The 23,944-nt window shown below is 44.1% G+C and carries 21 protein-coding genes and 1 riboswitch; all 21 genes read right to left on the bottom strand.

Annotated elements, in window-relative coordinates; all coding sequences use genetic code 11:
• Window positions 1–11: 11 nt before the first annotated feature.
• Entirely contained in the window at window positions 12–347 is a 336-nt protein-coding gene (locus tag HF966_RS03945; protein WP_168676451.1) for a MerR family transcriptional regulator, read from the bottom strand.
• A gap of 116 nt (window positions 348–463) precedes the next feature.
• Window positions 464–3,145 carry a DNA polymerase I gene (gene polA / locus HF966_RS03940; protein ID WP_168676449.1) on the bottom strand — a complete coding sequence of 894 codons (2,682 nt, stop codon included), beginning with the start codon at window positions 3,143–3,145 and terminating at the stop codon, window positions 464–466.
• Window positions 3,146–3,226: 81 nt separating this feature from the next.
• Window positions 3,227–3,946 carry a Bax inhibitor-1/YccA family protein gene (locus HF966_RS03935; protein WP_168676447.1) on the bottom strand — a complete coding sequence of 240 codons (720 nt, stop codon included), beginning with the start codon at window positions 3,944–3,946 and terminating at the stop codon, window positions 3,227–3,229.
• Between the two features lie 137 nt (window positions 3,947–4,083).
• Window positions 4,084–5,418: a UDP-N-acetylmuramate--L-alanine ligase gene (gene murC / locus HF966_RS03930; RefSeq protein WP_168676445.1), complete on the bottom strand. Its 1,335-nt coding sequence runs from the start codon at window positions 5,416–5,418 to the stop codon at window positions 4,084–4,086.
• Window positions 5,418–5,561, bottom strand: a complete 144-nt coding sequence (locus tag HF966_RS03925) for a UDP-N-acetylmuramate--alanine ligase (protein WP_168676443.1) — start codon at window positions 5,559–5,561, stop codon at window positions 5,418–5,420. Before HF966_RS03925 ends, murC begins: the two co-directional genes overlap by 1 nt.
• Before the next feature lies 1 nt (window position 5,562).
• Complete coding sequence (gene ytpR, locus HF966_RS03920; protein ID WP_168676441.1) at window positions 5,563–6,219, bottom strand: YtpR family tRNA-binding protein; 657 nt, start codon at window positions 6,217–6,219, stop codon at window positions 5,563–5,565.
• A 66-nt stretch (window positions 6,220–6,285) separates the two neighbouring features.
• Complete coding sequence (locus tag HF966_RS03915) at window positions 6,286–6,960, bottom strand: 5'-methylthioadenosine/adenosylhomocysteine nucleosidase (RefSeq protein ID WP_168676439.1); 675 nt, start codon at window positions 6,958–6,960, stop codon at window positions 6,286–6,288.
• A gap of 84 nt (window positions 6,961–7,044) precedes the next feature.
• Window positions 7,045–7,341: a hypothetical protein gene (locus HF966_RS03910; protein WP_168676437.1), complete on the bottom strand. Its 297-nt coding sequence runs from the start codon at window positions 7,339–7,341 to the stop codon at window positions 7,045–7,047.
• A gap of 1 nt (window position 7,342) precedes the next feature.
• Window positions 7,343–7,894 (bottom strand): NUDIX hydrolase, encoded by a 552-nt coding sequence (locus tag HF966_RS03905; RefSeq protein WP_168676435.1) that lies wholly within the window; start codon window positions 7,892–7,894, stop codon window positions 7,343–7,345.
• Window positions 7,894–8,118, bottom strand: coding sequence for a cold-shock protein (locus HF966_RS03900; protein ID WP_168676433.1), 225 nt, complete (start codon window positions 8,116–8,118; stop codon window positions 7,894–7,896). Before HF966_RS03900 ends, HF966_RS03905 begins: the two co-directional genes overlap by 1 nt.
• A gap of 61 nt (window positions 8,119–8,179) precedes the next feature.
• Window positions 8,180–9,628: an NCS2 family permease gene (locus HF966_RS03895; protein WP_168676431.1), complete on the bottom strand. Its 1,449-nt coding sequence runs from the start codon at window positions 9,626–9,628 to the stop codon at window positions 8,180–8,182.
• A gap of 42 nt (window positions 9,629–9,670) precedes the next feature.
• Window positions 9,671–9,765, bottom strand: a riboswitch (purine riboswitch).
• 49 nt (window positions 9,766–9,814) lie between these two features.
• Complete coding sequence (locus tag HF966_RS03890) at window positions 9,815–10,753, bottom strand: glycosyltransferase family 2 protein (protein WP_168676429.1); 939 nt, start codon at window positions 10,751–10,753, stop codon at window positions 9,815–9,817.
• 97 nt (window positions 10,754–10,850) lie between these two features.
• The gene (gene glf, locus HF966_RS03885; RefSeq protein WP_168676427.1) at window positions 10,851–12,047 is read right to left on the bottom strand and encodes a UDP-galactopyranose mutase; all 1,197 of its coding nucleotides are present in this window, start codon (window positions 12,045–12,047) and stop codon (window positions 10,851–10,853) included.
• Window positions 12,048–12,188: 141 nt separating this feature from the next.
• Window positions 12,189–12,995 carry a DUF4422 domain-containing protein gene (locus HF966_RS03880; RefSeq protein ID WP_246586651.1) on the bottom strand — a complete coding sequence of 269 codons (807 nt, stop codon included), beginning with the start codon at window positions 12,993–12,995 and terminating at the stop codon, window positions 12,189–12,191.
• A complete protein-coding gene (locus tag HF966_RS03875; RefSeq protein ID WP_168676425.1) occupies window positions 12,995–13,630 on the bottom strand; it encodes a sugar transferase in 636 nt (211 codons plus the stop codon). The genes HF966_RS03880 and HF966_RS03875 overlap by 1 nt, the downstream gene beginning before the upstream one ends.
• Window positions 13,631–13,645: 15 nt before the next feature.
• Window positions 13,646–14,434, bottom strand: coding sequence for a type I methionyl aminopeptidase (gene map / locus HF966_RS03870; protein ID WP_168676423.1), 789 nt, complete (start codon window positions 14,432–14,434; stop codon window positions 13,646–13,648).
• Window positions 14,435–14,594: 160 nt separating this feature from the next.
• Entirely contained in the window at window positions 14,595–15,554 is a 960-nt protein-coding gene (locus tag HF966_RS03865; protein WP_168676421.1) for an ROK family glucokinase, read from the bottom strand.
• A 154-nt stretch (window positions 15,555–15,708) separates the two neighbouring features.
• The gene (locus HF966_RS03860; protein ID WP_168676419.1) at window positions 15,709–15,915 is read right to left on the bottom strand and encodes a YqgQ family protein; all 207 of its coding nucleotides are present in this window, start codon (window positions 15,913–15,915) and stop codon (window positions 15,709–15,711) included.
• The gene (locus tag HF966_RS03855; protein ID WP_168676417.1) at window positions 15,915–16,601 is read right to left on the bottom strand and encodes a rhomboid family intramembrane serine protease; all 687 of its coding nucleotides are present in this window, start codon (window positions 16,599–16,601) and stop codon (window positions 15,915–15,917) included. Before HF966_RS03855 ends, HF966_RS03860 begins: the two co-directional genes overlap by 1 nt.
• A 5-nt stretch (window positions 16,602–16,606) precedes the next feature.
• Window positions 16,607–20,335, bottom strand: coding sequence for a helicase-exonuclease AddAB subunit AddA (gene addA, locus HF966_RS03850; RefSeq protein WP_168676415.1), 3,729 nt, complete (start codon window positions 20,333–20,335; stop codon window positions 16,607–16,609).
• Entirely contained in the window at window positions 20,313–23,849 is a 3,537-nt protein-coding gene (locus tag HF966_RS03845) for a PD-(D/E)XK nuclease family protein (protein WP_168676413.1), read from the bottom strand. The genes addA and HF966_RS03845 overlap by 23 nt, the downstream gene beginning before the upstream one ends.
• Between the last annotated feature and the right edge of the window lie 95 nt (window positions 23,850–23,944).

Here is a 23,944-nt window from a genome sequence, read left to right as displayed (position 1 = left end):
TACATTTCAAACTAACGTCCAAACCGACCAATCTGTGCAAATTCTTTTTGCAATGATCGCCGTAATGCTGTTTCCGAATCAGGTTGCCCAACTGATTTGCGGCGCTGCTTTTCGAAGATTTCTTGAATGTCCTTGATTGAATCCCCCGCATCTAGAAAATCCTTAATTTCTAGCAAACGATCCACGTCGTTTAATGAAAAACGGCGCTGACCGCCCTTCCCGCGATTTGGCGTGATTAACTGATTTTGTTCATAATATCGAATCTGACGATCAGTTAATAACGTCAATTCACGGACGGTGCCAATCGGTAGAATCGCTAAATTTCTTCTCAATTCACGTTCGCTCATTTAACAACCTCCGTTAACATAATTTCATTTTAATCCAAATTTCATCAAATTGCGAATTCGTGTCAGGTTTTATGACATGTGTTTTAAACCAGAAAAAAAGCGTGCCAAAGGCACACTTACTTCGCATCATACCAGGTATTCCCGTAATGACTTTCTACCTGCATTGGCACATCGAGTGCCACCGCAGAATCCATCACTTGGGTCACTAATTCAGTTAAGGTCGGTATTTCTGATACCGGTGCTTCAAAAATTAATTCATCGTGTACTTGTAGTAACATGCGTGCTTGAAGGTGCTGTTCGGCAATCACATTGGCCACCTTAATCATGGCGATTTTAATAATATCTGCTGCCGAACCTTGAATTGGCGAGTTCATCGCTGTGCGTTCGGCAAAACTGCGTAAGTTAAAATTCTTGGCATGAATATCCGGCAAATAGCGACGGCGTTTGGCAATGGTTTCCACATACCCTTGTTCATGTGCCCGCGCTTTAATCTCACTCATCCATTCATGCACTTTTGGAAATTCCTGAAAGTAAGTTGTAATAAACGTTTTCGCTTGCGCCCGAGTAATCCCAAGATTGTTGGCCAAACCAAAATCCGAAATGCCATACACAATCCCAAAATTAACCGCCTTTGCCGTGCGTCGTTGCAGGGCATCAACTGGGGCATTGCTTGGTAAGCCAAAAACAGCACGCGCCGTTTCTGCATGGATATCTTCGCCATTCAAAAAGGCTTGTTGCATGTTTTTATCCCCTGTCATGTGGGCAAGCACGCGCAACTCGATTTGTGAATAATCGGCGCCAAAAATTTGCCAGTCCGGTTGGCTAGGAATAAATGCCGTACGAATTTGGCGGCCCGCTTCTGAACGCATGGGGATATTTTGCAAATTGGGATCAACCGATGACAATCGACCAGTCTGTGTCAAAGTTTGTAAGAAGCGTGTATGCACCTTGCTGTCTTTTGGATTGACTACAGATAATAAGCCATCCACATAAGTTGACTTCAACTTAGCCAATTGACGATATTGTAAAATATGTTCAACAATAGGTGCTTGCGGGGCTAATTTTTCCAAAACATCCACAGCTGTTGAATAGCCTGTTTTCGTCTTCTTAATCACAGGCAAGCCCATTTTTTCAAACAACAGGCTGCCTAATTGTTTAGGCGAATTAATATTAAACTCTTCCCCAGCTTCTAAATAAATAGCATCTTCAATCGCTTGAATTCGGCCAGTTAAGTCTGTCCCAATTTCTACCAATCGCGCTTGATCAATTTTAATGCCACGATATTCCATGTCAGCCAAAACATGTGCTAACGGCAATTCAATATCTGTATAAAGATGCATTTGTTCATGCGCCGTCAACGCCGCAAATGTTGGTTCAGCAAGTTGCATTAATGCTGCTGCTTTTTGCCCTAGATGATTGAGGACAAGTGCGTCATCGTCTGGCACGGCAAACTTGGCGCCTTTGCCGTAAATGTCTTCATCCGGCTGCACATAGATGTCAAAACGTTGGGCCAATGTCGAGAGTTCGTTGTCGTTTGCTGTTGTATCTAATAAATACGCCGCTAACAAGAAATCAAAGGTCACGCCGCTAAGAATGAGCCCTAAACGTTTAAACAGCACAGATTGGGCTTTCACGTTAAACACATGTTTTACAATGGCCGGATTTTCAACAATTGTCTTAAGCTCGGGCGTTTGTAACAAACTAAGATCACGACTGCCATAATAACCAGATGCCGCATTCCCAATTACAAAGCCAATCATCTCATCTTCATGATAATTTTGACCAGCCAGTTCAATATGTAAAGCAAGTTCATCCCCTAACATGGCCACCGCGCGTAAATTATCGGCCTGTAATGGTACGACCTGCAACACGGATTCGGGTAAAATGGCTTGGCTTGTCAACTGTCCCGATTTTTTTAACGCTTTAATTTTGGCTAATTGTTGTTTAAAATCTAACGATTCATAAAATGGCACTAACTGATCATAATCAATGCCACGGTACTCAATTTCTGCCAATGGTAATTCCAGTTCGGCATCTGTTTGAATTGTTGCCAGTTGCCGGGCAATATAAGCAGCATCACGATCATTTATCAGATTTTCTTTCATCTTTGACGGTTTCATTTCGTCAATTTGTGCATAGAGCTGATCTAAATCATGGTATTGCGCTAATAATTTTAACGCTGTTTTTTCGCCGACCTTTGTCACCCCAGGATAATTATCGGACGTATCCCCAGTTAAGGCCTTTTTTTCAATAATTTGTAACGGCGTCAAACCATACTTTTCTTGAATATAAGCCGGCGTGAAACGTTCAATTTCAGTCACCCCTTTTTTGGTCACATTGACCGTAATATTAGCCGTTGCTAATTGGATTAAATCTTGGTCGCCGGTCACAATTGTCACCTGATACCCTGCTGCTTCTCCTAAACGTGAAAACGTACCAATAATATCATCTGCTTCCAAGCCTGGATGCTCGTAGTTTCGCAGGCCGTGAAGTGCCACCATTTCACGCAAGTAAGGAAATTGTTCTCTAAATTCTTCAGGTGCTTTTGATCGCCCATCCTTGTACCCAGAAAATAAATCGCCACGGAATGTTTGTTTTCCTGATGCGGCATCCCAAGCCACTACCGCTAAATCCGGTTGCATTGGATCAACAATCTGATCTAAGAAATTATTAAAAGCAACTAAGGCGTTGGTATGGAGTCCGGTATGTGAAATCATCCGATCAAGCTGGTTATACATGGCATAAAAAGCGCGAAACGCGAGTGAATTACCGTCGATTAAAAGTAGTGTCTTTGTCATTTTATTTTCCTTTACGTAGTTCTAGTGTAACAAAAAAACAGCCTTTCAGCTGCTTTTTGTCTTGCCCTGCGGCGATTGAATTTAATCGCGTGAACCACCCGCGACACCAAAGATACGAAGCAATGCAAAGAACAAGTTGACAAAGTCAAGATACAAGCGCAATGCCCCATTGACGGCCAACCCAGTCGTATCTGCTTGCCCGGCGAATTGGCTATACATCTCCTTGAGACTTTGATTGTCATAGGCTGTATAAAGCGCAAAGACGACAACACTGACTCCTGAAATGAGCAGTGATACGATGCCATTATAGAAAAATAGGTTCATCACTGAGGCAACAATCAAACCAATAACCATGCCAAACAACACGGAACCCATGCCTGTTAAGTCACGCTGGGTGAAGACACCATAAGCTGCCATACCACCAAAGACCGCCGCAGCTGAGACAAAGGCCATCATCACTGAGGCCCCAGTATACACGGCCAGTAGTACGCCAAGAGTTAAGCCTTCAATGACCGCAAAAGCCATCAATAAGCCAAAGGCGCGCGCTGGGTTTTTAAAGGTTGCGCGGCCAATCATGGTCATGATCAGAATTTGAATACCAAAGAGTGCTAAGGTCCCAATGAGATTCCCCGCAATAAGGGCATAAACCTGGGCCAAGAAGAACTTTTGCACAATAAAGCCAGTGATTGCTGTGAGCAAGACTGCAATCCCCATAAAACTATACGTTTGTTTAAAGAACGCGCGCATACCCGCGTCCATGCCTGTCACATCACGACGGGCATTCATATTAAAATTATCCATTTGAGTCTCCTCGCATTAAAACTAGTTTACCAAGTTCAGTTAATATCACATTTGTCATATCAACACCAACTTGGGTTGCATCTATTATATCAAACCAACGTTTAAATTAACATTAATCTGTTTCAAAAAGCCAGTGTTTATTGTAAATCTGTCCGAAGTTGTCCGATCAACTTTTCGTAGGCAAATTCATATTTTTCAATATCACCTGCCCCCATAAAGACCATCACAGCATTTTCAAATGGCATCAATAAACTCATGCTATCTTCTGTGATGATGCCACCAAACTTGCTAATTTCCGCACCAATTTCTGCAGACGTCACGGCACCTGCTTGTTCGCGGGCTGAACCAAAGATATTAGCTAAAAAGACTTTATCGGCCGCCTCTAAGCTTTTGGCAAATTCATCTTTATAGGCAATCACACGAGAATAAGTATGCGGTTGGAAAATCGCAATAATTTGCTTGTTAGGATATTTCTGGCGGGCAGCATCCAAGGTCGCATCAATTTCTGTCGGATGATGCGCATAGTCATCGATCACTGTGATATCGGCGATTTGCTTTTCGCTAAAGCGGCGCTTGACCCCTTGATACGTCATCAAGAATTCCCGAATCAAGTTGAGATCAACCTTTTCCATGTAGGCCACTGCAATAACCGCCAGCGCATTTAAAATACTGTGTTGGCCAAACAACGGCACGGCAAACTCACCTAAGGCTTCGCCACGGAATTGCACGTCAAAATGTGAGCCTTGCGTTGATTTGCGAATATTTGTGGCGACAAAATCATCACGATCAGGATTCGTCCCGTAATAATAAACGTCAGCATTGGGTTGCAATCCCCGCAAATGCGGATCATCACCCCAAGCAAAAATCGCTTTTTTCACGTTATCCGCAAAATCGGCAAAAGCCGCTGTCACATCGTCAATGTCTTGATAATAATCGGGATGATCAAAATCAATATTTGTCAAAATAGCGTAATCAGGCGCATAATCTTTGAAGTGACGGCGATATTCATCCGCTTCTACCACGAAAAATTGCGAATTTGGTACGCCACGACCGGTGCCATCCCCAATCAAATATGACGTTGGCGCAATGTTTTTCAAAACATGAGCCAGCAGACCAGTTGTTGACGTTTTCCCGTGCGCACCAGCTACGGCAATCGACGTTGTTTGCGCAATTTGGTCTTGCACCGCATCCGGATAAGTCATCATCTTAACGCCAAGTTCAAGGGCTCGGGCAACTTCGACATGCTCGTCGGTAAAGGCATTCCCTCGAATAAAAATGGCCGCCTGATGCGCATCGACATTGGCCGCAGCAAACGGTAAAATTTCAATCCCCGCCGCTTCCAATGGTGCTTGCGTATAAGTATAGGTATCAATATCTGATCCTAATACGACATGGCCTTGATCATGTAATATTTGCGCCAATGGCCCCATACCTGTACCTTTAATACCAATAAAATAATATGTGTTCGCCATTATTGCTCCTCAACCGCCACGAAAGTAAAGTATTGTAATTCACCTTTTCGTAACTCAAATATTAATTTTTTATACTGCGCGTTTTCATCATTGAGCGTCCGATACGTCCGCCGCGCATTTTGAATTTTTTCTTGTGTTGCCATCTTAATAATTTGTATCCACTAAGTGATCTGTATACAAGTTCTGCGCCTGAGCAAAATCAAACACTGTCCCAACTTCGCCAAAGTCTTCTGGTAATACCAAAGCACCTGGCTTATCTGGTGCCGCTGGCAATTTGAGTTCGCGACCTGACACAATCATGCCACTTGATTGCACACCGCGCAAAGCGCCATCCCAAATTAAGGCGCCTGATGGCATCATCGTGCCTGGTTGTGCGACCACAACTTTAATGCCTTCACGCATATTTGGTGATCCTGACACAATTTGCAGTGTCTGACCATCACCAACGGCGGTTGTGGTCACATGCAAATGATCAGAATCAGGATGCACCGTCATCTTTTCGACCCGACCAATCACCAACTTGGATGGTGACACAACTAATTGCTCTTCAAAGCCAGCTTCTGCTAGTAACGCATTCACCTGATCAACCTGATCAGCAGTCAATACGACCTGTCCTTGAACGGCCGTTAAGCCAAGTTGTGCCCCAACCCCCGCAAGATTAAAACCAGTGGCAACTTGGGTACTAGCATCTTCAATGCGTGTCACTTGGCCATGAGTTGTCACGCTTTGATTAGCGGCATTTGGTGCTAAGATAATGACAAGTACATCACCCATCCCTTGAAAATTATAACTTGTAATCATTTTTAAATCCTTATCTCTTACTTTTAACGAGTTAATTAAAACAAAAGACCGCTCACGCGGTCTCAATTATGCTTTGCTATCAAGATATGATAACAACAACTTGGCTGAAGCCTTACCTGCTTCAATCACATAATCATCAAATACCACGCCAGAATCGCCATTGGCTAAGTCAGACACGCCTCGTAGCACAATAAATGGCGTGCCAAATTGGTAGGCAACTTGAGCAACCGCAGCTGCTTCCATTTCAGCAACCAAGGCATTTGGGAAGTGGGACAAGATACGTTGCTTGGCTGCATCTTGAACAAATTGATCCCCAGATACAATCAAACCTTCTTTCACAGCCGCTAGTTGTTCAAAGTCCTTAACAACCGTTGGATCGGCTTCATAAAACAATGGCTTGTTTGGCACTTGGCCAAAGGCATAACCAAACACCGTCACATCAACATCTGAATAAGCCACTTGGGTGCCAACCACTTCATCCCCAATTTTCAAATCAGGGTCTAATGCCCCAGCTGAACCCGTGTTAACGACCAAGTCAGGTTGGAAGTTGTCAATCATCAAGGCTGTTGCTGAAGCTGCTGCGACCTTTCCAATCCCAGATTCGGTTAAGATCACTTCATGGCCACGATAATGGCCACTGGTAATTTCAGTGCCGCCATGTTGCTTGGTTGTGACATTTTCCAATGCAGCAATCAAAGCAATCTTTTCTTCCGCCATTGGCGTTATAATTCCAATTTTCATACGTTATTTGGCGACAGTTGCTGCATCTTTGCCCAACTGCCCCTTCCTTTCTCATTAAAAAATCTGCTGTGTTGTGTAATTTGGTTAGTTCACGAAGAAGAAAAAAACATAGGTCGCAATAATTAATAAGACTAAACATACAATCGCTACGTTATAGCGATGGGTTAGGCGCTTAGCCTTGCCATTAGCCGTTAATTTACCATCTGACCCCAGTTCATAGCGGCCTTTGCGGGTGCGCCGCATTTCTTCTCGCGTTTCAGGCGTAACCACCGTAATGGGTGTTGGGTGGGCTTTTGCATACGCCTTTTCTACCCGTTGACGCTCTTTATCGCGCTGTTTTTGTTCTTTTTTTGCAGCCCGACGTGATAGTTCTTCTGACATTTTAACCTCGCAAATATGACCAATATAAGAAAGCCGTCAACGTCTTTTGGTCGTTGATTTCACCCGCTTCAAACAAACGTTTCAACGCATCAAAGGACACGGACTCAATGTCAAGTGATTCCCCTAAATCGCGGGGTAACTGGTTGGCCACTGGAATTGGCTGTAAATCACGCGCAATATAAAGGTGCATGTAGGCATCTGAAAAGCCCACTGTTTCATAAAATCCGGTAACGCGTTGAATATGACCCGCTGACACCCGTAGTTCCTCATTTAACTCACGAATAACGGCGTGTTCCGGCTCGTTAAAATCACGCGCGTCGAGCTTACCAGCAGGAATTTCTAAAATGAAATCCCCAATCGTTGCCCGATACTGCTTTTCCAGAAGCATGTGATCCTCATCAGGAAACGCCATCACGGCAATCGCTGGCACATGATGGACAATATCTCGCTGAGATGTTTTACCGTTAAAAAGCGTCACTGCTTGTTTTTCAACACTAAAAATCGGCCCTTCATAAACGGTTTGGGCATCTCGGACTTGCTCGCGTTCCGCCATTATACTTCTGATGCCTTTTTCATGATGGGCCTAACATGTGCTGCTTGATAAGCTTGATACCCCTGGACTAAGACATAACTCACTTTTTCGCCTTGATTAAGGGACTTGAATCCCTCCATATCAATCCCATTGAAGTGCACATAGACGTCGTCGCCGCCAGCATCGGGGGTAATGTAGCCGTAGCCACGTTCTTTTTGCCAAATTTTTACTGTTCCTGTTTTCATATTAATATTGTATCAAAAAAACCACCTGAACGGCGGTTTTTTATGAGATTCAACGTGTTGATTACATCACAGCCAAAACAATAAAGTTGATTAAGAAGAACAGCGACACAATCAAAAGTACTGGTGAAATCTCTTTAAACTTACCTAAGGCAACCTTCACGATGATAAAGAAGATAAATCCTGCAGCAATGCCGTATGAAATTGAATATGAAAAGGCCATAAACACTGAAGTAAAGAAGGCTGGAATGGCCACTTCTAAGTTTTCCCAGGCAATTTTTTTGAATTCACCCATCATCATGATACCGACTAAAATGAGTAAAGGTGCGGTCGCTGCTGAAGGAATCACACTAACCAACGGCGCAAAAATCACCATCAGACCAAAACCTAGCGCTGTCACAATGTTGGCTAATCCTGTCCGGGCACCTGCGGCAATCCCAGCAGCTGATTCAATAAATGTCGTCGTATTCGATGTCCCCGCAATACCGGCAAAAGCTGTAGTAAACGTATCCACAACCAATGCACGATCCATTTTAGAATTAAAGCCATTGTTTTCTTCAAAAGCTTTGGTATCAGCTTGAGAGAAAATACCCGTTTGGTTACCAATACCAATCAGGGTACCAATGGCATCAAACAAGCCTGTCAAGCCCATGGCAAAAATTGTCACGATGGCGAGTGAGGCATGATGCCAGTCGGTAAATAAACTCCCCATGCCTTGTGCGCCAAACGCTTGACCGAAAACGCCACCAAGTTGGTGAAAAGCTGAACCAACAGATGAACCAGGTTGAATGTGCGTATTGGTCACGCCCATGGGAATACCGATTAACGTCGTTGCCACGAGTGTGATCAAAAATGCCCCAGGCACGCGGCGCATCACCAAAATAACCAACAAAATAAAGCCGATGAGCGCTAACAAAACAGCTGGTTCATTAAACTTTGTCAATTCAGGTGTCACACCACCATTGGCCAAAAGCGAGTGGATTGCGCCAGTTGCTTTACCCGTGTAGGCCTGATCATTGACGGTCTTAATGTTAGCACCATCAACTAAGAAGTTGATGAAACCCGCATTTTTCAACCCAATATAGGTCACAAACATACCAATTCCACCACCAATGGCTGCCTTTAATTCCACTGGAATGCCTTTAACAATCGCGCGACGACCATGCGATAGTGTAATCACAATATCAACCAGGCCAACCAAGAAAACAATCGCTAAGGCTTGCTGCCATGAAAATCCAAAACCAAATACAATTGTATAGGTGAAATACGCTTGCATGCCAATTCCTGGGGCTAACGCAAATGGGACGTTGGCAAACAATCCCATAAACAATGTCCCAAAAACAGCCACCAATATGGCTGCCAAAAAGACGGCCTGGCTAGGAATACCTGCTTGACCAAGAATCTGAGGATTCAAAAAGAAAATATAGGCCATGGATACAAACGTCGTGATCCCCGCCAAAACTTCACGGCGGACCGTCGTCTTATTTTCCTTGAGCTTAAAAAACTTCAACATCTTACTCTCCTAAACGCAAAAATCTGCCTATCACAAATGATCGGCAGATTCCGCATTTGTGATAGTCCAACATTGGTGTTGGCTAGAGACAGTCGGCCATTATCCGACACTATATCACGTATTTTTTAATATATAACAGTTTAACACTCAAATATTACGCTTAGCAACAGCGAATTTATTTTCTCATTAATCATTTATTTTGGCGTCTTCCCCAGGGCTTGTCACATATTCAATTGCCGGCTGAAATCTGACACCTTGATAAGTACCTTGCAAGATAATTTTTAATTTACGGCCACGAAAATGAACACCAGGCAACACTAATGTTTTCAAAAAATCCAAACCAGTGTGGACAAACGTTTTTAAAAGTTTGAGGACTGCGTGGCGTCGGCGCGAGGTCAATATCCGATTGCGATATTCGAAATGATATCGGGGTAAACGCGCTTCATCCAATTCGCCTACAATATCGCCAGGTTTTGGGTTGGCTTGACTCGCATGCACAACAATAGAATCACGCACAAAATAGCCATCACTCACCTGTGTTGCACGTTGCGTAAATTCAATATCATCACCCCAAATGAAATACTCCTTTTGCGGTAGTCCAATTTGGGCAATGACTTCACGAGAAAAAATGGTCGACACAAATGTTGCTTGTTTGATCGGTAACCATTGGGTCTGGTCATGTAACAACGTTTTTGCTGTACCTTGAATTGGGGCCGGCACATTCATTTTTGACCAGTTACCATCCGTCCAAACCACTTTGCTGGCCGCCCACCCCGCTGGGTGCGAGGCGAATAAATCAAGTAACTTTGTTAACGCCGTGGGCGTTGGCATGGAATCATCGTCCATGAGCCAAACATAATCATCTGATGTTTTTTCAATAAATTGGCGAATGCCCCAATTAAAGCCACCCGCACCACCGAGATTTTGGGCTAGGTTTTCAACAATGACGCGTGGGTCGTTGATTGTCGCTAAATAATCTTGGGTCCCGTCCGTACTTGCCCCATTCACCACAATTAAATGCTGCAAGGCAGTTGTGTCCTGGGCCAAAACATTTTGAATGGCTTCTTTTAATAAAGGTAAGCGGTTATAGGTTACAATTACCGCGCTTACTTTTGGTTCACTCATAACTTTTCCCTCTTTACCAATTAAACATAGAAAATTAAAAAAAGACGTCGCCGTCTAATTAAATGTATGCATCCGCTAACTCAAGAACCAATAACAGTTAATTCAGTGATGTCTGGTCGTGTGCAAAGTTGAAATCTGTCGCAATATCAAATTCTTCACGTACTGTGTTCAGCGCGTCGTTAAACACTTGATCCATATCAAAGTAACGATACTTACCTAGGCGACCACCAAAAATAATTTCTGGGTGGTTAGCACGGGCTTCTTTTGCATACTGCTTATAAATTTGGGTGTTCTTGTCATCGTTGACTGGATAATAAGCTTCCTTAGAACGGTTCCACTCTTGTGGGTACTCACGTGTGATAATCGTCTTGCCTTCATCAGCCAAGCCATCAAAATGACGCCATTCCATCACACGAGTATAAGGTGTTTCTGCATCTGTATAGTTAATCACTGCATTGCCTTGATAATTATCAGAATCGACAACTTCATGTTCGAAACGCAATGAACGATATTCTAATTCGCCAAACTTATAATCAAAGAATTGATCAATCATGCCTGTATATAATACACGAGGGAACTCAGCCAACAAAGTGTCTTTGTGATCAAAAAAGTCAGTGTCTGTCAAAACATCGATCAAACCTTCTGATTGCGCCAACATTTGTTCAAAGATTTGGGTATAACCACCCACTGGAATGCCTTGGTAACGGTGATTAAAGTAATTGTTATCATAGATGAAACGGACGGGTAAACGCTTAATAATAAAAGCTGGTAGTTCCGTTGCCGGACGACCCCATTGCTTTTCCGTATAGCCCTTGATGAGTTTTTCGTAAATATCTGTTCCAATTAATGAAATCGCTTGTTCTTCCAAGTTACGTGGTTGACGATCACCTAAATCAGCTAAGGCTAATGCTTTTTGTTCATCAATTTTAGCTTGTGCTTCAGCAGGTGTTTTAGTCCCCCACATTTGATAAAAGGTATTCATATTAAATGGCAAGTTATAAAGCGTCCCATTATAATTGGCCACGACTTGGTTTTGATAACCATTGAATTCAGCAAATTGTCGAATATAATCCCAGACTTCTTTATTGTCTGTATGGAAAATGTGGGCACCGAAATCATGCACTGTAATACCATGTTCGGTATGGGTATGCATGTTACCAGCAATATATGGGCGCTTTTCTACGATGAGGGATTTTTTGCCACGCTTTGCAGCTTCGTAGGCAAAAATCATACCAAAAGGTCCAGCACCAACAACTAAGTAATCATAATTTTTTGTATTAAATTTATTTGTCATTATATCTCCATTGATTTGATCGCAATTTGCGTTCACCGATTGGTCACAAAAACATTTTAACATCTCTCATTCAAGCAAAAATTCACTCAATATGTATTATAGCATAATTATGTTTCATGATTTACCCGTTAAACTGAAAGTTTACTGACGGCGTCCAATCCCTATTTTTCGCGCCACAAACCGGCCACCTTTAAGTAACCAATTTTGCTTGGCCATGAACACCACCGGCACTTCTGTGTAGGCAATCTGGTTTTGCTCCAGCCAGACATCAAGTAACCGTTCACTCAAAAAACCATAAACCCGTTGTTCATAACCATCCCATGTCTCAACATCTTCTTGGATACGGGCTTCAACCGCAAAAAGAATGTCAAATAACCAGTCAACATAGGCATTAAAAATTTCACGCCGCATAATAAACATGTTAAACATATGTGCCCAAGTGCGCGCCATATTCCGATCAAAAGCTTCCAAGTATTCCGGCTGTTGCGTTGCAATGACTTCGCGCAAAACATCAAGCGGCATTTCATGATGCGCATGGCGGTAATGTGAAGCACTAGATTCAATCCAATATCGGCGCTTCTTTGGTACAATCACAGCCGTTTTTTCCAGCAACGATTGCAATTGCGTCGCGTTCAAAATTTTGCTTAAATTTTTCTGGCGCGTCTGTGAAAAAAAACGACGATAGTGCACTAAACCAATAACATCCGCATCACTATTATGGCGCGCCCAATAAATTGCGGTCAGCTCATTGAAATACGGATTTTTTTGAGAAATATTAGGGCCCGAACCGCTATCATCCTGAGTAAATTCAGGAAATTGCGTCGATGACAATGCAGCGCCAACTTGAATCGGTACGTACATGGCCTGTTGTGGCATAGGGACTATTTTGTGTGCTGCAACTAAAATTTGAATGTTTTCCATCGTGATACCCGAATCCTTTGCTGCCATTAATAAGCGCCCTTTGATTTAAAGATGGCAATGACATTTCGAAAGACAATACTAATGTCATAAAAAAAGCCGGCGTTTGCAACATATTCTAATTCGATTTGGGTACGTTCTGGATACTCAATCAATGAGCGGCCACTAGCTTGCCAGAGACCAAGCGCACCTGGTCTCACAGACAAAAACAAATCGACCTGATCCCCATATTCTTTTAATTCCTCAGCAACAATTGGCCGCGGACCAACTAAGCTCATATCTCCGATGAGCATGTTCCAAAATTGCGGTAATTCATCAATTGTTGACCGGCGCAAAAAGGCCCCCAGCCTTGTAATCCGTGGGTCTTCTTTTGTCGGTAACTTATACCCATTAGCGACATATTTTTCATACAGTGCCGAATCAGATTTTAAAATTTCTTCTGCATTGGGGACCATTGAACGAAATTTATAAATATCAAATGTTTTGCCATAGCGACCAACCCGTTGTTGCTTGAAAAATGCAGGCGACTTTGGCTGATCAACTTTCAATAAAATATATACGATCAAAAATATCGGCGACAGTACAATCAATCCTAGTAATGCAAAAACGATATCGATTAGCCGTTTTGCAATTAAATATGATTGATGTTTTGGCTTAATTTTCAATTTTCCAACTCACTTTTACAAATATTTTGCGTCAAACTCTGGATCTTGACTCGTCAAGATTTTTGGGCCGTCTTTTGTGATTGCCAAGGTATGCTCATATTGTGCCGACCAAGAGCCATCAAGTGTGGTAACTGTCCAACCATCAGCTTCTGTGTCGTCGGTTTCTACTTCCCAGCCACCAAGGTTAATCATTGGTTCAATCGTAATGACCATCCCCTCACGCAAACGGACACCATGTCCCGGCTTACCGTAGTGTGGGACTTGTGGATCTTCATGCATTGTTGGCCCCACGCCGTGACCAATATATTGGCGGACATCACCATAACCATGTTCAACTTCGGTATATTGTTCAATCGCATGTCCGATATCACCAATGCGATTACCGACAAGCGCTTGATCAATACCAAGGTACATGGCTTTTTTGGTCACAGCCATTAATTGTTCAACTTCAGGTGAGACCTCACCAACTGCATAAGACCAAGCAGAATCTGATACGGCACCATTCAGTCCAACCACCGTATCGACCTTCACTAAATCACCATTTTTTAACTTTAATCCTTTACGTGGCAGGCCATGAGCGACTTCATTGTTAATGCTAATTGTCGTGGCGTATTTAAAACCTTCATAACCAATCTGTAAAGGGACACCACCATGACGCTCGATATATTCACGTGCCTTAGTTTCAATTTCCCAAGTATCAATACCTGGTTGAATTAAATCACGAAGCATATGATGCATGCCTGCAATGATTGCACCTGATTGGCGCATCGCTTCAATTTCTCGTGGTGATTTCAAAGTAATCATGTTTCAAAGTCTTCTTTCAAAAAATACAGTTATGGTATGTTACGTAACAAGAATTACTATTCATTATACCTTTTTTTAAGCTTTTAAGCATGAATTATTAAAGAGAGTGTAAAAAAGACAACCAAACGGTTGTCTTTAGGTGGACAATAGGTGCAAAAAATTAGGCGCGGGCCAATGATGCGGCGCCAATAACACCGGCATCATTTCCCAATTCGGCTAACTTCACGCGCGTTGAGTTACGGACCGTTGGGAAAGCAAATGTTTGCCAGCTCTTTTCAACGCGGGCGCGCAAGAACTCACCAGCTGCAGCAACACCACCGCCAATCACAACAGCAGATGGGTTCAAAATATTTGACATAGTTGCCGTTGCATAACCAAGGTAATAAGCGACCTTGTCAACCACTTCGTTTGCCAAGAAATCGCCATCTTTAGCCAAATCAAAGACAATCTTTGAAGTTACTTCATCACCGTCAGAAATCAATTGCTTTAACTTTGATGACCCAACATATTCTTCAGCTAAGTCTTGTGCTAAATGCACGACCCCGGTTGCTGAGGCATATTGTTCCAAGCAGCCATAGTTGCCACATGTGCACAAGTAACCATTTGGTTCAACAATCATATGTCCAACTTCACCGCCAGCACCAGCAGTGCCGTGGATCAATTGACCATTAGCAACCAAGCCGCCACCAACACCAGTGCCTAATGTCACAAATGAAACTTCATCATCATTATTTCCGGCACCCTTCCAGGCTTCACCAAGCGCAGCTGAGTTCGCATCGTTATCCAATGTCAAAGAGAAGCCCGTACCAGCCTCGATTTCGGCCTTCACGTTTTGTTCTGTCTTCCAGTTCAAGTTGAATGCACCCGTGACTGTTCCCTTGTCACGGTTAACCGTACCCGGTGTGCCCATGCCAATGCCAATCACGCGTTCGCGGTCCAATTGGTACAAATCCAAGTGATGGTTGATAGAATCGATAATATCAGGAACGATGTGCGCGCCTTCATCAAAAATGTTTGTTTTGATTGACCACTTTTGTTGGATTTCACCTGCATCAGTCAAGATTGCAAATTTAATTGTTGTCCCACCAAGGTCAACACCGATGAGCTTATCTTTAGCCATTGTTTTTGGCGTATGTACCCGTAATCAGGGGCCGTTGCAAGGCGCCCAAAGTACACACGTTTCCTCCTAAGAAATTTATTACCCATCTATTCTAACAGAAAACGCTTGCAACATGCAAGCGTTTTCATAGTTTTCAAAATAATTTTCATCACGCCTAGTCGCTCGGCACACGAACTTCTTGTTCATGCTCATGGGCCAAGATGACTTTCATTGTGGCGTATTGTTTGGCGTCGATGATATCAGCTTTATAGAGATTGTCCACCTCTAACGCCGCAACCTCAATATCCCATAGCCGCTTGCCAACATGAATGTACACCCCAAAGTTTTTGAGATACGTCAAAATATCATAGAAATTTTTCATCAAAAGCCCCCTTTAGCTAAATAAGTCAGGATAAGCAACACCACACTGACGCCTGCCAAAGTCAAGCGCATTGGGATGGGCAAACGCCCCGATTGGCCATAAAAGCCAAACATGCCAGCATATAGCATGCCCCCACATAAGCCGCCAATATGCCCCCACATATCCACACCATTTGCCGCAAACCCAGAAACCAAGTTCAAGCCCACAAAAAGTAGCATGGTTGTCCCTTGCGCGCGTATTTGTGGATCGTGACGAAATTGGCTCGCAAAAATGAGTAACCCACCAAACAAGCCAAAAAGCGCTGTCGAGGCCCCCACCGACACTGTCAAAGGTGCAAAAAGGTAAGACCAGATGTTACCCACCACACCCCCAAAAAGGTAGAGTCCTAAAAATTTTCGGTGCCCAAAGGCAGTTTCTGCAAGCGGGCCAATAAACCATAGGGTCAACATGTTAGTGAAGATATGCAACCAACCTGCATGTAAAAATATTGGCATCACTAACCGCCAATATTGGTGGTAGCCAGCGATGTATGGCCCCCACTTGGCCCCTAAGCCAACGAGTAGTTGCCCGCTAGATGTTTGACCATGTCCGACCGCCAATTCAATCACAAACACGACTGACGTGAGCAAAACCAGACTGACTGTCACAGGTGCTTTCTTAAATTGTTGTTGTAGCGCCGTAATCATGCCACCTATTGTACACCTAATCGGACAACGCGGCCAACACTCAAAGCAATTAATTGTGGTTCATGGCACGTATAGTCTGGATATTCTTGTTGTAACGCCGTCTGATACAAGCGCAATTGGCCACGATAACGCTGCGCCAATCGCGCCAAATCTTCTGTTTGGCGATCAGGCCGAATATAGTCTGTCTTGTAATCAAAAATGGTAATCGCCCTGGTTGCTTCATCTATAAAATAACCATCAATAATCCCATGCACCAAAACTGGCGCTGAATCCGTCAAACCATGGTAAATACGATTGGCTGGGATAATCATGGCAAATGTGGCCTCACGGGTCAACGTGTCCCTGTGCTGCATGAGTCGCTGAGCAAAGGGTGTCGCTAGGAAACTTAAAATTTGATCTAAGTTGATCAAATCAGCAACTGCCTGCAATATCCGGCCATGCGCCACTAAATCATCACGAAGTGCGGTCAGTGTTTGTAACGTTTGAGGTTTGGATAAATCGAGCAATTGCAAAACCAAGTGAGTTGCCGTGCCAATCGCCGCGCTCGATGGTTTTTGCGAGCCATCAATCATAAACGTTGGCAACGCTAAGTCTGGTGCCACCAAGGCATGTGCTGGCTTGACTTGACCATCTTCACCAAGTGTTAAGGTCACCATTTGTGCCTCATCAGGATCTTCAAATAGCCGTTTTAATTCACTCACTGATTGGTAGGCAGCCGTTTGTGTCGCGTCAAGGTGCGGATAGTCATAATCCAGCATCGCTTGGGCTTGATTAAAATCAGCTTGGGTATAGTCTGGACTGGAAGTTCGTGCATTTGTGATCGGTGTTGTAACCTGCGTTGGTGACTCAATCGTCGTTTCAGCGATTAAGTTAACCGTCAATTCCCCGTCTTGCGGTGTTTCAGGACCAAGTAGTCGTGGCTTGTCGCCATCTCCTAGCCAGGATTCTAACGTGGCTTGCTGCGTTCGGGCCAATGTGAGGATTAACCACTCTAAGTACGACTTCGCAGACAAGCGCAGGTCTTCACTTATAAACTGGCCAGTTGCCGTTTTCGCTCGCTGCCATAACGTTTGCAGTCTGGTACTTTGTCCGTTCTCATCCACCCGGACGGTCCCAATCAGATGTAATTGTTGCTCTGCTCGCGTCAAAGCCACGTATAGCAACCGCATTTCTTCTGACCAACTTTGCCGTTTTAGGGCTTGCTGCACAATCAGTTTTCCTAACGATGGCATAGATACCAAGGCATCTGGTTGTAGATACTCAATCCCAATGCCGGCATTTTTTTGAATCAGAACCTGACCCGAAAGGTCTTTGGTATTAAATACCTTATCAAATTCTGGGATAAAAACAATTGGAAATTCTAAGCCCTTTGACGCATGAATCGTCATAATGCGCACAGCCTGTGCATCCGCTTCTTGCGGCGCTTCGCCTAATTGTCCATCATTTTGTTGTAATTGCTCAATATAACGCACAAACCGGAAAAGCCCCGCATGCGTGTTCTCTTGATATGTTCGTGCGTACGCATACAACGCATGTAAATTAGCCTGGCGTTGTGCCCCACCTGGCATGCCAGCAACATAATCTAACCAAGCCGTATCATCAAAAATTGTCCAAATCAAAGTGACGAGATCATTTTGACTCGCGAGTTGATGCCATTGTTCAAATTGCGTCACAATTTTTTGGGCGGTCACGTTGGTTTTGGCAAAAGTTGTCAACGCCGTCCAGTAATCATGTTGTTGATCAGCCAGTCGAATTGCTGCTAAGTCATTTTCATCTAATCCAAACAGCGGTGAGCGTAAAGCAGCCACCAAGGGAATGTCTTGGTGCGGATTATCAACGGCTCGAAGCACATCGAGCATTAAATAGACTTCCATCGTTTGGAAATAGTTTCCGACTGCATCAACCTGCACGGGAATACCAGCTGTTCGCAAAGCCGTCACTAAATCAATGTAGCCAGCTTTTGACCGGGTTAATATCGCAATATCCCCATATTGCACCGGTCGCATCCCCGCTGGTTCCGCTTTCCGGTCATAAATCGTTGTTTCCCGCAAGGCCAGAATTTTGGCCGCAAGCTGAGCATATTGCGCTTGCCGTTGTTCAAAGGCTGCCACCGGATCAGCATCCGTTGCCTCTTCGTCATCTGTGACGGTATGGGCTGATTTGGTGATAATCGTTACATCAAAAACCGGTGGGACCGTCGTTGGATAAGCCGCCTTTGGCACCAGTTTAGCTTCACCGAGATAGGCAATGTCACCCAGTTGTTCGTCCATTAATTGGGTAAAAATTAAGTTGGTCATTTGGGTGACATTATTTTGTGAGCGGAAATTATCAGCTAATTCAATCCGCTGGTCATGATTGTCCGTCGCTGCAAATTGTTTATATTTTTGCGTAAAAAGACTTGGTTCTGCTTGGCGAAAACCATAAATACTTTGCTTCACATCCCCAACCATATACATGTTATGCCCATTTGATACTTGGGTTAACAGGGTTTCTTGGAGTTGGTTAATGTCTTGATACTCATCAACCAAAATTTCATCAAATTGGCTGCTGATTGTTTGTCGTGTCTGCGAATCGGCTAAAATGTCTAACGCGAGTGCCCCTAAGTCCGGGAAATCAACCAGTTTTTCTGCCCGTTTTGTCGCAGTAAAGGCCGATCGAAAGGTTTGTGTCACTAAAACTAACGTGGTGACCAATTGTTGTGATGCTGCGGTAATGGTTTGCCATTGGGCTTGATCAAAACGGAAAAACGTATCAATCAACGGCTTCATTTCCGATTTTGCCCCTACGACCTGATTTTTGACGGCCGTGGCTTGGGCTAAAATTGCCAGTAGCTCTGGCTCATCCTTCACCCCTTTGCTGGCTTTTGTTTCTAAGCGGACTTTCGGCGGTTCACGCAAGATTTGACGGCAAGCATCCCACTCACCCGCCGAAGCCACTATTTGACATTGGCGGAGATAATCGTGTAAGTCCGCAAAAGCCTGCGTCGTTTTTTGAAGTTCGGGTACCCCACCAAGCATCGCCTGTACTTCCTGCACAGCAGCTAAAAGCGGCGTGATGACGCCGTCAACGACTGGTAAAATATGTGTCCGATACATCGCTGAGGTTGTCATGTCGGCCGAAAAATCCCACCCATTATCAGTGAGATGTGACAACCAGGTTGTCCCATCTGGGCGTGCTTCAGCAAAGTCAGCGAGTTTTAAGACGATTTGTTGTAACGCGTCATCATTACCTGGCTGTCCAAAATTCGTGACCAGCGCTAAAAACGCATCATGTTGCGGATGGGTTTCTTCATAAAAATCAGCCAATACTTGTGTCAAGACGTCTTGCCTTAACATATCGCGCTCGGCCGTATCCGACAATAACCGAAATTGTGGGTCAAGGCCAATCACATGATAGTAATTTTCAATTAAACGTAACGCATAAGCATCAATCGTTGAAATGTTAGCAGCAGGTAACAATAAAAGCTGTTCCTGAAGAAAGCGCTTCGTCGTGGCATCAGCAGTCGCTAGACGCTTTTCGATGGCAAGTTCCAAACGTTCGCGCATTTCTTGCGCGGCTGCATTGGTAAAAGTCACAATCAGAAAATTAGCCACACTGGCCCCGCCCAGAATTTTTTGAATGAGGCGTTCAATTAAAACTGTCGTCTTGCCTGAACCAGCCGAGGCAGCGACTAAAATATTATGGCCTGAATCGTCTACGGCGCGTTGCTGATTAGCGGTGAATGTCGTGCTCATGATCGGTCTCCTTTTGCAAAATTTTTAAAATCGCGTCTTTACCTTTTGGGGATTCCGGCCGATATTGATCACCCAACGAGCGGTCAAACCGTAAAATATCAGCATAGGGGGTGAAACGTAAGCTGCCTTGTGTCGGTATCAGGGGAAACTCGCCATTTAAAATCAGATCCCCAGCACGCGTGATGTTTTCACTATTTCGCTCCAACAACAGACCAAAATCATCTGCTGTCACAAAATCACTATTGGTATACAAGGCGCCATCGGCTTTTTTGGCCAACTGATAGAAAATGGCTGCCTCGCCGGCATCTAACGTTTCTAATTGGTCGAGATAATTTTCCTCAGATACAAATAGACCACGATATTTGAAGACATCGGGTTGTACCTCACCGGCAAGTAACGCATTAACATCCCCTTTAAAATCCGCAATCGCACGCTTTTCAGTGGCAATTTTTGCAAAAAACGCCCCACCGATAGCTTCAAGACCCAGCGCCTCAGCATTAACTTGCGCTGCTTGCCAATAGGTCAATAATTGCATTTGCAAACCATCAAAAGCCTGTGCCCAATCAAATCGTTTGCCATTTGATTTATAATCAATAATCGTCCCAAATTCTCCATGTGGGTCCTGCCGATCTATGCGATCAATTTTACCACGAACACGAATTTTCCCCCGTTGCCCCGAAAATTCTAGGGCCGGCAGCGTACTTTTGCCTGGGAAACCAAAAAGTTGTTCCACTGCTTGTGGTTGCGAAAGGTTCGCGCGGGCAGCACGTTGTAAATTCGTCATCAATCGTAAACTGATTGCTTGTAAATTATCTCGTGTCGCCCGCATTTTGCCACTGCTTGCTAACAATTGATAGGCTGGCAAGGCCAATTGTTCCTGCATGGCTGTGGTCACTAAAGCCATGAGGTCCCCGGTCGTCATATCCCGTAAGCTCACGTTTTTTGTAATGAGCGCGCGCATCACGTTTTCTAACACGGCATGATAGAGTGTGCCAGTTTGTGCAACATTTAACTCATTTGTTAAGCGTTCTTTTAGTCGCAGACCGTATTGCAAAAAATAAGCCAATGGATTGTTGTAATAACTTTCCAACTGTGAAATTGACACATTTAATTGCTGCCCAAACAACGCCTGAACAAATTCAGGGCGTAATGTAACTGATTGATTGCGATAATTTGGGGCTGACAAAACGCATTCGAGCCGGTCAGCTTGCGTTACTTGAATGGCATTTTGCATTGCTTTAAATGCCGCGGTTTGATGCTGTGTTGGCAAAATTTTAACCAACTCAGACAAAGTGGCCCGTGGCGTACTGGTATACCGGGTCATTAAGGCGGTACTGTCCGCTGGTTCGCGTGTTATTTTCTCAACTGTCGGCTTAAATACTGCCACTAAACGCTGATAAAACGGTGACATATCAGCGATTTTCCCTGCAGCGTCTAAAACCGGATAAGCGAGGGTCACCGAATCTGTGGCTGACGCCAAAGCCCCATAAAACAATAAGTTTTCTTCGGCCATTTGTTGTTGCGCAGTATTTTGCAAATACTTGGCTTGGTCACCTGCTTGCAGCGCTGGTTGTACAATTAGACGTTCAGCATCATTAATTAACGCCGTAGTTTTTGCTTGCGCCGGTAAATTGGTCCGTGTCCCACCAATGAAAAACAAATGGCGATAACGGTTACTTTGCACAATCCCAGCTTCTGAAATGGTTAATTGATCTAAATTATTCGGAATCCCCGAAAATTTTGCCCCCGAAAAACCGGCGGTTAAAATCGTCTTGAATTCAGTGAGATCAAATACATGATCACCATCCAGCGCGACGAATTCATCCAGTGTCGTGGTAAACAACTGCCAGACTTCACTACCCTGTCGCGAACGATTGAGGTCGCCTGCTGCAAGATACGCATCGCGCTGTGCCATAATTGCATCCGTGACATGATATTTTTGCAACCAAATAACTAAACTTGTCGCGGCTTCGCGAATTGTTTTGGCCGAATCAAATCGAGCCTGAAGGTCATCAAATGCATTGAGAATAAAGTGGCGCAAGGTCTCAATCCGGCGATTAATCTGTTGATCGGCTTGGGCTAATGTCGCTTCGTCATCTTGCTCATCTGCTGCAACGGTAAACAGTGCAAACGGCTGGTCAAAATTACGCCAGCGTGACTCAAACGGGCGATTAGCATAGAGGTAATTATCAAAATAACTGACCGCATCAAAAAATTCTGCTTCCGGCACCAAGTGTTGATCTTGTGTTGGACGCAATAGACTGGTCTTTAAAATGGCCATCACGTTATGATATTGCAGCCGTTCATTGGTTGGCACTAACAAATTAAGCAAGAGTTCCACAAGCGGATGATTCGCCATCTTTTGATCCGCGTCCAAAAAATATGGCAGCTCAAGTTGAGCCATGACTTCAGGGATGTGATCGGTATATGGCGTTAAGTCACGAGCTAAGATCAAAATATCCCGCAAATGCAGCGAGGGGTCAGCTAGTAATAAACGCCGAATGCGCCGCCCGACTTCTTGAATTTCGACAATTGGATTTTCAGCAGCAAAAACGGCAAAGGCCGTTGCCGGTTGTGTTGGCTGATATGGCCGATACTCCCCCACGTGTGTCCAAGCCGTCAATAGCTGGTCATTGGTCGTTTGCAGGGTGCGCTTCTGGACAGGTTGGATCACTTGCGCCATTTGATCCGCTTGTCTTGCCAAATATAGTAATGCTTGGGCCGTTGCCATTGGCTTATAAAATACATCACCCGGTTGTTGTTCCCCTAACTGGTCCGCGTTGCCCAACATACCCAATGTCACTGGATACTGCCAAATCAATTGCTGAACAACTTGTAACTCCGCACTCGTAAAGCCGTTAAAGCCTTCAAAATAAAATGCCACATGACTAAGTGGATCCTGCGCCAACTGCGTTGCTAAAAACGGCAAGATTTCCCGCGCAGTCAGTCGGTCCGAACCCATTTTTTCAGCCAAGGCATCGGCGACAATCGCCAAATCACGTAATTTGGCCGACAATGTCTGCACCAAAAATGTCTGATCATCAGTGGTTTGATTTAAAATCGCCAAAAGATCTTGTGGGGTAATTCGGCTTGCCCGCAATTCAACAAGTTGTGTCACCAGTGCCGCAACAAACCCACGCTTAGCTTGCATGCGTGCAAAAATCGGCAATTGTGCCGCATACTCTCGCAAAATATCAGAGACCAGGATAAATAAGCCCGTCTCTTGAATTAAATCAGGTTGCTGCATCGGCAAATCTTTTAATAGCGCCCACGCTAAACGCGTCAATGAATAGACTTGCAAACGACTTTGAGCATACTGTTCATTGGCTGGATCAAAACCGTTTAACTGGGCAAGCCGTTTTAACACAGCCACTTCACTATCAAATTTAATGTGGTTTGGCACAATGTAATATATTGTTAACGCAGGGTCTTTGGCAAGCTTTGCTTTCGCATCTGCCAATAAGGCCGCCCGAAAATCTGTCTGTGCTTGATTCATATAAATTGTTACAGCCATTGTCGCCTCGTTTCAAGATTCCTGCATCAATCAGGTCAACCAATTCGATGCATGATATATGGCACTTTCATCAAATCTATTTTATCATACAAAAA

Origin of the sequence: Leuconostoc holzapfelii (genome assembly GCF_012396485.1) — a bacterium.
Lineage (GTDB): Bacteria > Bacillota > Bacilli > Lactobacillales > Lactobacillaceae > Leuconostoc > Leuconostoc holzapfelii.
The sequence above is the reverse complement of the archived record's forward strand: the minus strand, read 5'-3'. Positions and strand labels throughout refer to the sequence as shown.

Coding starts and splice junctions, on each gene's coding strand:
- HF966_RS03865 (WP_168676421.1), bottom strand. CDS start 15,554: ATGGCTAAAGATAAGCTCATCGGTGTTGACCTTGGTGGGACAACAATT.
- HF966_RS03895 (WP_168676431.1), bottom strand. CDS start 9,628: ATGTTGAAGTTTTTTAAGCTCAAGGAAAATAAGACGACGGTCCGCCGT.
- HF966_RS03935 (WP_168676447.1), bottom strand. CDS start 3,946: ATGGATAATTTTAATATGAATGCCCGTCGTGATGTGACAGGCATGGAC.
- ytpR (WP_168676441.1), bottom strand. CDS start 6,219: ATGATTACAAGTTATAATTTTCAAGGGATGGGTGATGTACTTGTCATT.
- HF966_RS03945 (WP_168676451.1), bottom strand. CDS start 347: ATGAGCGAACGTGAATTGAGAAGAAATTTAGCGATTCTACCGATTGGC.
- addA (WP_168676415.1), bottom strand. CDS start 20,335: ATGAGCACGACATTCACCGCTAATCAGCAACGCGCCGTAGACGATTCA.
- HF966_RS03905 (WP_168676435.1), bottom strand. CDS start 7,894: ATGGCGGAACGCGAGCAAGTCCGAGATGCCCAAACCGTTTATGAAGGG.
- HF966_RS03860 (WP_168676419.1), bottom strand. CDS start 15,915: ATGAAAAATTTCTATGATATTTTGACGTATCTCAAAAACTTTGGGGTG.
- HF966_RS03910 (WP_168676437.1), bottom strand. CDS start 7,341: ATGTCAGAAGAACTATCACGTCGGGCTGCAAAAAAAGAACAAAAACAG.
- HF966_RS03855 (WP_168676417.1), bottom strand. CDS start 16,601: ATGATTACGGCGCTACAACAACAATTTAAGAAAGCACCTGTGACAGTC.
- HF966_RS03880 (WP_246586651.1), bottom strand. CDS start 12,995: ATGGCAGCAAAGGATTCGGGTATCACGATGGAAAACATTCAAATTTTA.
- HF966_RS03900 (WP_168676433.1), bottom strand. CDS start 8,118: ATGAAAACAGGAACAGTAAAAATTTGGCAAAAAGAACGTGGCTACGGC.
- glf (WP_168676427.1), bottom strand. CDS start 12,047: ATGACAAATAAATTTAATACAAAAAATTATGATTACTTAGTTGTTGGT.
- HF966_RS03890 (WP_168676429.1), bottom strand. CDS start 10,753: ATGAGTGAACCAAAAGTAAGCGCGGTAATTGTAACCTATAACCGCTTA.
- polA (WP_168676449.1), bottom strand. CDS start 3,145: ATGACAAAGACACTACTTTTAATCGACGGTAATTCACTCGCGTTTCGC.
- HF966_RS03845 (WP_168676413.1), bottom strand. CDS start 23,849: ATGGCTGTAACAATTTATATGAATCAAGCACAGACAGATTTTCGGGCG.
- murC (WP_168676445.1), bottom strand. CDS start 5,418: ATGGCGAACACATATTATTTTATTGGTATTAAAGGTACAGGTATGGGG.
- HF966_RS03915 (WP_168676439.1), bottom strand. CDS start 6,960: ATGAAAATTGGAATTATAACGCCAATGGCGGAAGAAAAGATTGCTTTG.
- map (WP_168676423.1), bottom strand. CDS start 14,434: ATGATTACTTTGAAATCACCACGAGAAATTGAAGCGATGCGCCAATCA.
- HF966_RS03925 (WP_168676443.1), bottom strand. CDS start 5,561: ATGGCAACACAAGAAAAAATTCAAAATGCGCGGCGGACGTATCGGACG.